Below are 12,109 nucleotides of genomic sequence, written 5' to 3'. Positions count from 1 at the left end.
GGATCCTTTTCTACATTGATCTGAATCAAGGCTGTTCGAAGTAGTCGGTCACATCATCGCTCCACGTAGACCACCCTTCCCGCACCCCCACGGCACTATCCCACGAGGTAGCCAGGCCATGATTGATTCGACAGTCGTAGAACTGTCGCGGCTGCAGTTCGCCCTGACCGCGATGTACCACTTCCTCTTCGTTCCGCTGACCCTTGGCCTGTCCTTCATGGTGGCCATCATGGAGAGCGTGTACGTCATGACCCGCAAGCCGGTCTGGCGCCAGATGACCCTGTTCTGGGGCACGCTGTTCGGCATCAACTTCGCCATCGGCGTGGCCACCGGGCTGGTGATGGAGTTCCAGTTCGGCATGAACTGGTCGTACTACAGCCACTACGTCGGCGACATCTTCGGCGCGCCGCTGGCGATCGAAGGCCTGATGGCGTTCTTCCTCGAAGCCACCCTGATCGGCCTGTTCTTCTTCGGCTGGAAGCGGCTGACGCCGGTCAAGCACCTGGCCGTGACCTGGTTCATGGCGCTGGGAACCAACCTGTCAGCGGTGTGGATCTTGATCGCCAACGGCTGGATGCAGAATCCCACCGGGGCGATATTCAACCCGGAAACGATGCGCATGGAGGTGGTGGATTTCGCCGCGGTGCTGCTGAACCCGGTGGCGCAGGCCAAGTTCGTGCACACCGTCAGTGCCGGCTACGTAACCGGTGCGATCTTCGTGATGTCCATCAGCGCGCTGTACCTGCTGCGCAACAAGCACCGTGACATGGCACGCCGTTCCTTCGCCGTGGCCGCAGCCTTCGGCCTGCTGTCTTCGCTGTCGGTGGTGGTACTGGGTGACGAGAGCGGTTATGCCGCCAGTGAGCACCAGAAGATGAAGCTGGCGGCGATCGAAGCGATGTGGGAGACCGAGCAGGCACCGGCGGACTTCACTGCCTTCGGCATTCCCAACCAGACCACCCAGCAGAACGATTTCGCGATCAAGATTCCGTACCTGATGGGCCTGATCGCCACCCGTTCGGTGGACCAGCCGATCCCCGGCATCCTGGAACTGGTGGAACGGGCCGAGCATCGCATCCGCGGCGGGCAAATCGCTTACGGTGCGCTGCAGCGGGTGCGTGCGGACAAGAACGATGTGCAGGCGCGCGAGATGTTCGACCGCCACTGGCAGGACCTGGGCCACGGCCTGCTGCTGAAGCGCTACCGCGAGGACATCGGCAACGCCACGCCGGAAGAAATCAGCAAGGCAGCGATGGATACGGTACCGCGGGTCGCGCCGCTGTTCTGGACCTTCCGCATCATGGCCGGGCTGGGTTTCTACCTGATCGCCTTCTTCGCGCTGGCGTTCTATTACTCCTGCCGCAACAATTTCCAGGACAAGCGCTGGTTCCTGACGCTGGCCCTGTGGTCGCTGCCGGCGCCGTGGATCGCCATCGAATGCGGTTGGTTCGTTGCCGAATACGGTCGCCAGCCATGGGCCGTGGATGGCGTGCTGCCCACTTTCTACGCCGCCTCCGGCCTGGCCCTGCATGACATCCTGACCACCCTGGCGGTGTTCACGCTGCTGTACACGGTGCTGCTGGTGATCGAGGTCAAGCTGATGCTGAAGGGGATCCGCACCGGTCCCGACGAGATCCTGCCGTCCCTGCAGGCGCCGCGCGTGTCCGTTTCCCACAATGCCGCCCCGGCCCCAGGCCAGGCATAAGGCAGGAGAACCCCGATGGAATTCCTTGGACTCGATTACACCACCCTGCGCATCATCTGGTGGTTGCTGCTGGGCATCCTGCTGATCGGTTGGGCCGTGATGGACGGCTTCGATCTCGGCGTCGGCACGCTGCTGCCGTTCGTGGCGAAGACCGATGAAGAACGCCGACTGGTGATCAACACCATCGGCCCGGTGTGGGAAGGCAACCAGGTATGGCTGGTGCTCGGCGGCGGCGCGATCTTCGCCGCTTGGCCGCCGCTGTACGCGGTCAGCTTCTCCGGCTTCTACCTGGCCATCTTCGCCCTGCTGTTCGGGCTGATCCTGCGCCCGGTGGGCTTCAAGTACCGCAGCAAGATGCCCGGCAAGCGCTGGCGCGACAACTGGGACCGGGTGTTGTTCGTCGGCGGCCTGCTGCCCGGCCTGATCGCCGGCGTGGCGGTGGGCAACGTGCTGCTGGGCGTGCCGTTCCACTTCGATGACAGCATGCGGATCTTCTACACCGGCTCGTTCTTCGGCCTGCTCACCCCGTTCGCGCTGATCGCCGGACTGGTCAGCGTGTCGATGCTGGTGTCACACGGGGCGGCCATGCTGGTGCTGAAGACCGACGGCCCGGTGGCCGAACGCTCGGCCCGCTATGGCAGCGTGGCGGCGCTGCTCAGCTTCGTGCTGTTTGCGCTGGCCGGCGCCTGGGTGGCCTTCGGCCTGCCCGGCTATGAAATCACCTCGCAGGTGGTGACCGATGGGCCAACCAATCCCTTGCTGAAAACCGCCGCTGAAGGGGCCGCTGCCGGCGGCTGGCTGCGCAACTACAGCAGCATGCCGGCCACGCTGCTGGCACCGATCGTCGGCCTGCTCGGTGCGCTGGCAAGCGCGGTGCTGCTGCGTGCCCGGCGTGGCGGGCTGGCGTTCCTGGCCTCGGGCGCGTCGATCACCGGCATCATCCTGACCGTCGGCTTTGCGATCTTCCCGTTCCTGCTGCCGTCCTCCAGCCAGCCCGGTTCCAGCCTGACCGTGTGGGATGCATCCTCCAGCCACCTGACGCTGTTCATCATGCTGGTGGCTACGGTGATCTTCCTGCCGATCGTGCTGGCCTACACCACCTGGGTCTACCGGGTGATGAAGGGCAAGACCACTGCGGAAGACATGTCAGACAACCCCAACGCGTACTGATTCCCACGTGCCGGCCAACGGCCGGCACCTCTTGAAGGAGCACACCATGTGGTATTTCGCCTGGATCCTCGGCACCGGCCTGGCCTCGGTCGTGGCCATCCTCAACGGCATGTGGTTCGAAGCCCGCGAGTCGGGCAGCATCGACGGCCGCGACGGTAAATGATGTAACAAAAGTGTTGCCGCCTTGGCCTTCACACGGTATCTTAGGCGGCTCCTTCGGGGTGTAGCTCAGTCTGGTAGAGCGCTACGTTCGGGACGTAGAGGTCGCAGGTTCGAATCCTGTCTCCCCGACCACTCCGGTGGTCGGAACGACCGAAGGAAAAATGCGATTCCCCTTGCCGCCCAGTGCGGGAATCGATATGATAGGCGGCTACCCTTCGGGGTGTAGCTCAGTCTGGTAGAGCGCTACGTTCGGGACGTAGAGGTCGCAGGTTCGAATCCTGTCTCCCCGACCACTTGTTGGTCACGAAGAAACCTGGAAGACGACGGTCTCCCGGGTTTTTTTGTGCCTGTCGTTTTATGGCGACGTACAATGGCGCCCTCCCCCACCCTGCCGCACCGGCGTCCGCCCGGTGCCGCCGTTGCATCCGGAGGCCGCCGCGCGCGCCACCGGCAAGGATCCACCATGAGCCCCACCGCCTCCGCTTCGTCGCCTGCGCCTTCGCTGCTGCACGGGCGCGCCCTGGTCTTCGCGGCCATCGTGCTGGCCGCGGTCAACCTGCGTACCGCGGTCACCTCGGTCACCCCCCTGCTGGACGTGCTGGGCCAGACGTTCGGCTTCGGCACCACCATGACCGGTGTGCTCGGCATGCTCCCGACCGCTTCGTTCGCCTTGTTCGGCGTGTGCACGCCGATGCTGGCGCGCCGCCTCGGGCTGGAGCGCACCACGCTGCTGGCGATGTTGCTGGCGCTGGTCGGCCTGCTGCTGCGCTCCAGCGCGGTCGGCGTGGGCAGCCTGCTGGGCGGCTCGATCATCGCGCTGGCGGGCATGGGCATCGGCAACGTGGTGGTGCCCCCGCTGGTGAAGCGTTACTTCGCCAACAAGGTGGGCACGATGAGCACGCTGTACATCAGCGCGCTGCAGCTGGGCACCATGCTGCCTGCGTTGCTGGCGGTGCCGGTGGCCAACGCGGCCGGCTGGCGCGTGTCGCTGGGCATGTGGGCGCTGCTGGCACTGGCCGCGGCCCTGCCGTGGCTGATGCTGGTGCGCCGCACCCCGCGCCACGATGTGATCACCGACGGCCCGGATCCGAGTGCGCAGCCGCACGGCCGGGTCTCCGCGACCTCGCTGGGCTGGGGCATGACGCTGATGTTCGGCATGACCTCGCTGATGACCTATTCGATGTTCACCTGGTTGCCGCGCATCGTGGTGGAAGCGGGCGCCTCGCCGGCCTTCGGTGGGGTGATGGTGGCGATGTTCTCCGCGCTGGGCCTGCTGCCTTCGCTGGTGATTCCCTCGCTTGCGGTGCGCATGGCCAACCCGTTCCCGCTGGTGTTGATCGGCTTTGGCTCCTTCGTGGTGGCCTTCGCCGGGCTGCTGCTGGCGCCGATGAAGGCCCCGCTGCTGTGGGCCTGCCTGCTGGGACTCGGTCCGTCGACCTTCCCGCTGGCGCTCACGCTGATCAACCTGCGCACGCGCACCCCGACCGGATCGGCCGCCCTGTCCGGCTTCATGCAGGGCGTGGGCTACAGCTTCAGCTGCCTGGGTCCGTTCCTGGTGGGCTGGCTGCACGACGTGAGCGGCAACTGGACGTTGCCATTCGGCTTCCTGTTCTGCTGCGCGCTGGTGATGCTGTGCGCGTCGTGGTTCGCCTGCAAGCCGCGCAAGCTTGAAGACCTGTGGTGAGACACATTGCTGGGCGAAAAATCCAGCCACGACAATCACGCCATAATCCGTCGTAACTGACGCAGCACGTCAGTAGTTGACCCTGCGTGTACCGCAGGATGTCTTTCTGCGGGGGGGGGGGCCGCAGCATGAATGTCCTTTCCTGGGCGAGCTTCCAGCCGCCCCTGCACTGCGCCTGGGGAGGAGGATGCGCTTCGCGGTTCCGTACTTCAGGCCGTTGGCACGTGATGTGCGTCACACTTTCTAACTCTTCATCGCACGAACCAGCTTCTGGGGGTTTCATGTTTGTCCATCGTCCGCTGGCGCGTTGCGTCGGCCTGGCCTGCCTCGTCCTGGCGACAGGCGCGCACGCCGCCCCTGCCCCGTCCAGCCGCGCCGGGCAGATGGCTGAAATCAGCCGCCATCGCGACCAGGCCCAGTGGCTGGACGCGTTGGCGGCGATCGAGCGCGCGCAGCAGTCCAGCCCCGGTGATGACCTGCTGTACAAGCTGCAGGTGCTGACCCTGGGCGACATCGGCAACGCCAGCCGGGCCTGGCAGCTGTACCAGGCGCGCCCGGAGCTGTTCGATGCGGCTCAGAAGCAGCGCTTCGAAGCGGACTATCTGGCCCGCCTGGTGGGTTGGAGCATGGCCTACGGCGAAAGCGAAGACACCCGCCTGGATGAAGCCGAAGACACCCTGGCGCTGATGGAACAGTACCTGCAGCGCGACGGTACCCCACTGGCGCAGGCCCCCCGGCGCATCCGCCTGGACCGCCTGATCCTGCTCAACCGCTTGTCCCGCCACGCCCAGTTGCGCGAGGAATATCTCGCCCTGCGCGCCGATGGCGTGGAGCTGCCCGACTACGTGCTGCCGGCGGTGGGCGATTCGCTGATGGCCACCCAGCATCCGGACGAGGCGATCCCGGTGCTGTCGCAGGCGGTGAAGAATGACCCCTCGCGCTTCCAGGCACGCTCGGAACTGGCTTATGCGTACCTGGAAACCGAGCAGGCCGGCACTGCCATCGACTACCTGGTGAGCTGGCAGAAAGACGAGCCGATCTGGCGTTGGGGCCCGAATGCGCGTGCCCCCTACGCGAACTGGGCCCGCTATGAGGCCGACCTCAACCTTGCAATGATCCGCGCCTACAGCAACGACCTGCCGACCGCACAGGGCGAGCTGGAGCAGCTGGTCGCCACCGGGCCGGGCAACGGGGGCCTGCAGACTGCGCTGGGCGGCGTCTACCAGATGCGCGGCTGGCCGCGGCGTGCGCTGGAACGCCACCAGATGGCCTACACGCTGGATCCGCGCGACGTCTCTCCGCGCATCGGCATGTTCGAGTCCCACATCGCGCTACAGCGCGACGACCGTGCCCGCCCGATACACGACGACCTGCTGGCCCGCTATCCGAACCAGCCATCGGTGCAGCGCATGGACCGCGCCTGGCGCGCACACCGCGGCTGGCAGCTGGAAGCCAACGCGGAAGTCGGCCGCAGCAGTGGCGGGGGTGGCGCTTCGCCGCTGGGCAACGACGACGGCAGTTACCGCGTGCAGGCGTCCTCGCCGATCCTGGCTGATCGTTGGCGGGTGCTGGCCTTCGCCGACCGCCGTTCGGTGGACTTCCAGAACCAGCGCATCAACCCGTGGTGGTTCGGCGCCGGGGTGAACTACCGCTTCGACCAGCTGGACGGCGAACTGGTGGCCTTGCATCCGAATGACGACGTTGGCGATACCGGCCTGCGCGCGGGGCTCGGCTGGCAGTTCAACGACCAGTGGCACATTGGCGCAAGCGCCGCACGCAACGATGCCGATGCCTCGATGCAGGCCCGCGTGTCCGGCATCACCGCCGACAGCGTGGCGCTGGCCACTACCTATACCCGCAACGAGCGCACGCAGTGGCGGATCGGCGCCAGCCAGTACCGCTATGACGATGGCAACCACCGCGACGCCATCAGCACCTCGGTGGAACAGCGCCTGCTGAGCCGCCCGACCCTGCAGGTGGATGGGCTGGGCAGCCTGTATGCCAGCCGTGGCAGCCACGATGACGTGCCCTACTTCAATCCCTCCCGCGACCGCTCGGTGGAGATCGGCCTGCGCATCGACCAGCAGTTGTGGCGGCACTACGAGAAGCATTTCCGACACCGCCTGACCGTGTCGGTAGGCGACTACTGGCAGGAGGACTTCGGCAGCGCACTGGTGCCCTCGGTGGAGTATCGCCACGAGTGGCAGATCGGCGCGGGGCGCATTTTCGAGTACGGGGTGCGCTGGTCGCGTCCGGTGTATGACGGCCAACGCGAGCGGCATGTCGGCCTGGAAGCCGGCCTGCGCTGGGGAGAATGAGATGCGAGTGAGCAACCTGCGACTGCCGATGATGATGATCCTGCTGGTGCTGCTGGCGCTGTGCGCACCGCTGCAGGCCCAGACCCGCCCGGAACTGGATGCGGCCGGCAACGGCCTGCTGGTGCTGAGCTACCACGACATCCGCGATGACGTGGCCGCCAAGGGCGATCCGGATGCCTACGCGGTGAGCACGCAGAACTTCGCTGCCCACCTGGACTGGCTGTCCGCGCACGGCTACCACCCGGTGTCGCTGAGCCAGCTGGTCAAGGCATCGCGTGGGGAAGCGGTGCTGCCGTCCAAGCCGGTACTGCTGACCTTCGATGACGGCCTGCGCAGCGTCTACAGCAAGGTCTACCCGCTGCTGCGTGCGTACGACTATCCCGCTCTGGTGGCGGTGATCACCGACTACGTGGACATGGCGCCGGATCGCACCATCGATTACGGCTACCGTCCGTTCGGTCGCGATGATTTCCTGACCTGGGAGCAGCTGCGCGAGATGAAGGACAGCGGCTTGATCGAGCTGGCCAGCCATACCGACAACCAGCACCACGGGGTGCAGTCCAACCCACAGGGCAACTCCACTCCTGCGGTGATCACCCGTGCCTACGACCCGGCCACCGGCCGCTACGAGTCCGCGGCCGCCTACGAAAAGCGCCTGCGCGATGACCTTTCGCGCAGTGTCGGACTGATTGAAAAGAACCTCGGCGTGCGCCCGCAGGCCATCGTCTGGCCGTACGCGGCCTACAACCAGCTCAGCAACGCGATCGCCGAGCAGCTCGGCATGCCGGTGTCCTTCGACCTGGAAGGCCGCAGCACGCCGGTCACCCGCGACCTGCACGGCCTGGCACGCTTGCTGGTGAGCGGCAATCCGAACGTCACTGGACTGGCCTTCGAACTGCGCCGCAACACCACCCTGGACGGCACCCGCGCCCTTCAGATCGACCTGGACGCGGTGTATGACAAGGATCCGGCGCAGCTGGCGCGCAACCTGGACATGCTGATCGACCGGGTCAAGAAGATCGGCCCCACCCACGTCTACCTGCAGGCCTTCGCCGACCCGGACGGCAACAACACCGCCGATGCGCTGTATTTCCCCAATCGCCACCTGCCGATGCGCGCGGACCTGTTCAACCGCGTGGCATGGCAGCTGAAGACCCGCGCAGGCGTCAAGGTGTACGCGTGGCTGCCGGTGCTGGGTTATGAACTGCCCGATCCGGCGCAGAAGCAGGCGCTGGGCATCGCCAGTCCGGAAAAAGACGGCATGTACCGGATGGACTTCACCAAGCCGGCCGCGCGCCAGATCATCCTGGACATCTACGAAGACCTGGCGATCAACTCCTACTTCGAAGGGCTGCTGTTCCACGACGATGCCTACGTACGCGATACCGAACTCACCGGCCTGGCGCAGGAAGGCCTGGACGGCAACCGCACCCAGGCGCTGATCGACTTCACCCTGGCCCTGCGTGACCGTGCGCAGCGCTGGCGGCCGAAGCTGGGCACCGTGCGCAACCTGTACGCGCAGCCGGTGCTGGAGCCGCAGAGCGCGGCATGGTTCGCCCAGCGCCTGGACCTGTTCAACGCCGCCTACGACCATACCGCCCTGATGGCGATGCCCTGGATGGAAGGCAGCCGCCACCCCGAGCGCTGGCTGGACCGGCTGGTGGCCGCGGTGCGCGAACACGATCCGGAGCTGAAGCACACCCTGTTCGAGCTGCAGACCGTTGACTGGCGTACCCAGACCGCGATCCCCGGCGAGCGCCTGCGCGCGCAGGTACGCCGCCTGCAGGCACAGGGCGTGCGCCACCTGGCCTGGTACCCGGATGACTTCATCGCCGACAAGCCGTCCACCGCCGATGCACGCGCGGCGATGTCGGCGCGCAACTTCCCCTATCCGGAGCGGTGACATGGACCACACGCCTGTCTACTACCTGTTCCAGTTCGCCTTCTTCTACCCGATGGTGATGGCGTTCTTCTGGATGTCGGGAGGCCTGTACTACTTTTTCCGCCGCGAGCGGAAGTCGCGCGACCGCAATGATCCGCCGCCGATGGACGAGTACCCGTTCACTTCGCTGCTGATTCCGTGCCACAACGAATCGGACAACCTGGAAGACACCCTCGGCGCGGCGCTGGCACAGCGCTATCCGGACTTCGAGGTGATCGCCATCAACGATGGCAGCGGCGACGACACCGGCGCGCGCCTGGATGCGCTGGCGGCGATCCATCCGCGCCTGCGCGTGGTGCACCTGGACCGCAACCTGGGCAAGGCCAATGCGCTGCGCATGGGGGCACTGGCTGCGCGCTCGGAATACCTGGTGTGCATCGATGGCGATGCGATGCTGGAAGAGCACGCCATGCACTGGATGGTCTGGCATCTCACCCGTGGCTCCCGCGTGGGCGCGGTCACCGGCAACCCGCGCATCCGCAACCGCTCCACCCTGCTGGGCCGCCTGCAGGTGGCCGAGTTCTCTTCCATCATCGGCATGATCAAGCGGGCCCAGCGCGTGTACGGGCGCATCTTCACCATCTCCGGGGTGATCGCCGGTTTCCGCCGCACCGCCCTGCACCGCATCGGCTACTGGGCCGATGACATGGTCACCGAAGACATCGACATCAGCTGGCGCCTGCAGCTGGACCACTGGGACATCCGTTACGAACCCAACGCGCTGTGCTTCATCCTGATGCCGGAAACCCTGCGCGGGCTGTGGAAGCAGCGCCTGCGCTGGGCACAGGGCGGCGTGGAGGTGCTGCTGCGGCATGGCATGAGCTTGTTCAACTGGCGCAAGCGGCGCATGTGGGGCGTGCTGGTGGAGTACATCTTCAGCGTGCTGTGGGCCTATGTGATGCTGCTGATCATCGTGTTGTGGGCGCTGGGCAAGGTCGTCGAACTGCCGCCGTCGCTGTACATCCAGACGCTGCTGCCGCAGTGGCACGGGGTGATCCTGGCGCTGGTCTGCCTGCTGCAGTTCGCCAGCAGCCTGATCATCGACCGTCGTTACGAGATCAACATCGGCCGTAACTACTTCTGGGTGATCTGGTACCCGATGGCCTACTGGTTGATCAGCCTCTTCACCACCCTGGTGGCACTGCCGAAAACGCTGATGAAGCGGGGCAGGAAGCGCGCCACCTGGGTCAGCCCGGACCGGGGAATTCGATGAACGCCAACAAGCCGTCCCGTCGTTTCGATTCGCGCCTCATCCAGAAGCCACGCCAGCAACCCCGCCTGCAGCGCACCGCATGGGGCTTCGTCACCATCGCGTTCTGGGCGTTCTATTTCTATCTGTGGGCGCCGGTGCTGACCCTGATGTCCTGGCTGGTGGGTGGCCGCCTGGCCTGGATCCAGCTGTACGAGCGCAAGCAGCAGCTCGATCCGTTCCTGGTCATCGCCCTGCCGGTATTGCTGATCGGTTGCGCGGCGCTGCTGATCCTGTGGGCGGAGTACAACCGCTACCGCTTCGGTGGCAAGGAGCGCCGCGCCCCGCGCGTGGATGTCGAACTGCCGGAGATCGCGCGTGACCTGGGAGCCACCGATGCGCTGGCACGCCAGCTGTCCGGCGCCAAGGCGGTCACGCTGCACATGGACGATGATGCACGCCCGGTCGGCATGACCGAACAGGTGCTGATGCAACCTGCTTTCCGGTAGTGGCGGCCGCTGGCCGTCGTGGGTGACGACCGTTGGTCGTCACATCTTTGCCGCTGCGCTCGCTTTGCCGCTGCGCTCGCCGAGCATGGCTCGGCGCTACCGGGTGACGACCCGCAGTGGCTCGGCGCTACCGGGTGACGACCCGCCCCGGTGGGTGACGACCGTTGGTCGTCACACCTTTGCCGTACGCACCTGCCCTTCCCCGCGCACCACGAAACGTTCCACCGTCAACGCTTCCAGACCCATCGGGCCGTACGCATGCAGGCGCGTGGTGGAAATGCCGATCTCGCTGCCCAGGCCGAGCTGGCCGCCATCGGAGAAGCGCGAAGAGGCATTGACCATCACCACTGCCGATTGCAGCGCATGGATGAAACGCTCGGCATTGGCGGCGTCCTGCGTAGCGATCACTTCGGTGTGGTCGGAGGTGTAACGGCGGATATGCGCGATCGCAGCCTCCACGTCATCCACCACTTTCACCGCGATGATCAGATCCAGGAACTCGGCCGCGTAGTCCTCCTCGGAGGCAGACGTGCTGCCCGGCAGCAACGGCTGTGACAGCGCATCGGCGCGCAGCTCCACCCCGCGCGAAGCCAGGGCCTCGCCAGCGCGCGTCAGGAATTCCTCGGCGATATCACGATGTACCAACAGGGTTTCCAGCGAATTGCACGCCGAGGGCCGGCTGCACTTGCCGTCAACCAGCAGTTCGACGGCCTGGCCGATATCGGCGCTGGCATCCACGAACAGGTGGCAGACGCCCTTGTAGTGCTTGATCACCGGCACGCGCGCATGCTCGGCGACGAAGCGGATCAGGCCTTCTCCTCCGCGCGGAATCGCCAGATCGATCAGCTCGTGCAGCTGCAGCAGTTCCAGCATCGCCTCGCGGCGCAGGTCGGTCAGCACCGTCACCGCCGCCGCCGGCACGCCGTGGGCCGCCAGTGCGCTGCCCAGCGCAGTGGCGATGGCGGTGTTGGAATGGATCGCCTCCGAACCGCCGCGCAGGATCACCCCGTTGCCGGCCCTCAGGCACAGCGCCGCAGCCTCGGCGGTGACGTTGGGCCGCGCCTCGTAGATCATCGCGATCACCCCCAACGGCACGCGCACTTTCTGCACGCGGATCCCATTGGGACGCACGTCGTCGCGCGTCACCTGGCCCACCGGGTCCGGCAGTGCGGCCACCTCGCGCACTGCCTCGGCCATGGCGAACAGCCGCGACGGATCCAGCATCAGTCGATCCAGCATGGCGTTGCCGATGCCCTTCGCGCGTGCTGCGGCAAGGTCACGCGCATTGCCGGCCAGGATCTGCCCAGCGTTGGATTCCAGCGCCGCAGCCATGGCCCGCAGCAGCGCACCGCGCTGCGCCGTGTCCAGCCCGGCCACCACCGTGGCCGCCGCACGGCAGGCGCGTGCCTGTTGTTCGATGTCACTCATGG

The 12,109-nt window shown here is 66.1% G+C and carries 9 protein-coding genes and 2 tRNA genes; 10 read left to right on the top strand and 1 reads right to left on the bottom strand.

Annotation, left to right across the window (positions count from 1 at the left end; all coding sequences use genetic code 11):
- The first annotated feature begins 118 nt into the window (after positions 1-118).
- From IFT63_RS03635 to pgaD, 10 genes are all read left to right on the top strand, one after another.
- A complete protein-coding gene (locus IFT63_RS03635; RefSeq protein ID WP_192083278.1) occupies positions 119-1,705 on the top strand; it encodes a cytochrome ubiquinol oxidase subunit I in 1,587 nt (528 codons plus the stop codon).
- A gap of 15 nt (positions 1,706-1,720) precedes the next feature.
- Positions 1,721-2,875 carry a cytochrome d ubiquinol oxidase subunit II gene (cydB, locus tag IFT63_RS03630; RefSeq protein ID WP_042614055.1) on the top strand — a complete coding sequence of 385 codons (1,155 nt, stop codon included), beginning with the start codon at positions 1,721-1,723 and terminating at the stop codon, positions 2,873-2,875.
- 46 nt (positions 2,876-2,921) lie between these two features.
- A complete protein-coding gene (gene cydX / locus IFT63_RS03625; RefSeq protein WP_042614095.1) occupies positions 2,922-3,038 on the top strand; it encodes a cytochrome bd-I oxidase subunit CydX in 117 nt (38 codons plus the stop codon).
- A gap of 54 nt (positions 3,039-3,092) precedes the next feature.
- Positions 3,093-3,169, top strand: a tRNA-Pro gene (locus tag IFT63_RS03620).
- A gap of 84 nt (positions 3,170-3,253) precedes the next feature.
- A tRNA-Pro gene (locus tag IFT63_RS03615) sits at positions 3,254-3,330 on the top strand.
- A 170-nt stretch (positions 3,331-3,500) separates the two neighbouring features.
- Entirely contained in the window at positions 3,501-4,721 is a 1,221-nt protein-coding gene (locus IFT63_RS03610; protein WP_192083277.1) for an MFS transporter, read from the top strand.
- A gap of 281 nt (positions 4,722-5,002) precedes the next feature.
- A complete protein-coding gene (gene pgaA / locus IFT63_RS03605; protein ID WP_192083276.1) occupies positions 5,003-7,039 on the top strand; it encodes a poly-beta-1,6 N-acetyl-D-glucosamine export porin PgaA in 2,037 nt (678 codons plus the stop codon).
- 1 nt (position 7,040) lies between these two features.
- Positions 7,041-8,942 carry a poly-beta-1,6-N-acetyl-D-glucosamine N-deacetylase PgaB gene (gene pgaB / locus IFT63_RS03600; RefSeq protein WP_192083275.1) on the top strand — a complete coding sequence of 634 codons (1,902 nt, stop codon included), beginning with the start codon at positions 7,041-7,043 and terminating at the stop codon, positions 8,940-8,942.
- A gap of 1 nt (position 8,943) precedes the next feature.
- A complete protein-coding gene (gene pgaC / locus IFT63_RS03595) occupies positions 8,944-10,194 on the top strand; it encodes a poly-beta-1,6-N-acetyl-D-glucosamine synthase (protein ID WP_192083274.1) in 1,251 nt (416 codons plus the stop codon).
- The gene (gene pgaD / locus IFT63_RS03590) at positions 10,191-10,679 is read left to right on the top strand and encodes a poly-beta-1,6-N-acetyl-D-glucosamine biosynthesis protein PgaD (RefSeq protein ID WP_042614060.1); all 489 of its coding nucleotides are present in this window, start codon (positions 10,191-10,193) and stop codon (positions 10,677-10,679) included. The genes pgaC and pgaD overlap by 4 nt, the downstream gene beginning before the upstream one ends.
- Before the next feature lie 171 nt (positions 10,680-10,850).
- Here pgaD and IFT63_RS03585 read toward each other — a convergent pair whose 3' ends face one another.
- The gene (locus IFT63_RS03585; protein WP_192083273.1) at positions 10,851-12,107 is read right to left on the bottom strand and encodes a glutamate-5-semialdehyde dehydrogenase; all 1,257 of its coding nucleotides are present in this window, start codon (positions 12,105-12,107) and stop codon (positions 10,851-10,853) included.
- Between the last annotated feature and the right edge of the window lie 2 nt (positions 12,108-12,109).

This window comes from Stenotrophomonas sp. CFBP 13724, assembly GCF_014841975.1.
GTDB lineage: Bacteria > Pseudomonadota > Gammaproteobacteria > Xanthomonadales > Xanthomonadaceae > Stenotrophomonas > Stenotrophomonas lacuserhaii.
The sequence above is the reverse complement of the archived record's forward strand: the minus strand, read 5'-3'. Positions and strand labels throughout refer to the sequence as shown.

Excerpts from the sequence above, each read along its gene's own strand:
- cydX (WP_042614095.1), top strand. The coding sequence starts at position 2,922 with ATGTGGTATTTCGCCTGGATCCTCGGCACCGGCCTGGCCTCGGTCGTG.
- pgaD (WP_042614060.1), top strand. The coding sequence starts at position 10,191 with ATGAACGCCAACAAGCCGTCCCGTCGTTTCGATTCGCGCCTCATCCAG.
- IFT63_RS03585 (WP_192083273.1), bottom strand. The coding sequence starts at position 12,107 with ATGAGTGACATCGAACAACAGGCACGCGCCTGCCGTGCGGCGGCCACG.
- pgaC (WP_192083274.1), top strand. The coding sequence starts at position 8,944 with ATGGACCACACGCCTGTCTACTACCTGTTCCAGTTCGCCTTCTTCTAC.
- IFT63_RS03610 (WP_192083277.1), top strand. The coding sequence starts at position 3,501 with ATGAGCCCCACCGCCTCCGCTTCGTCGCCTGCGCCTTCGCTGCTGCAC.
- pgaB (WP_192083275.1), top strand. The coding sequence starts at position 7,041 with ATGCGAGTGAGCAACCTGCGACTGCCGATGATGATGATCCTGCTGGTG.
- cydB (WP_042614055.1), top strand. The coding sequence starts at position 1,721 with ATGGAATTCCTTGGACTCGATTACACCACCCTGCGCATCATCTGGTGG.
- IFT63_RS03635 (WP_192083278.1), top strand. The coding sequence starts at position 119 with ATGATTGATTCGACAGTCGTAGAACTGTCGCGGCTGCAGTTCGCCCTG.
- pgaA (WP_192083276.1), top strand. The coding sequence starts at position 5,003 with ATGTTTGTCCATCGTCCGCTGGCGCGTTGCGTCGGCCTGGCCTGCCTC.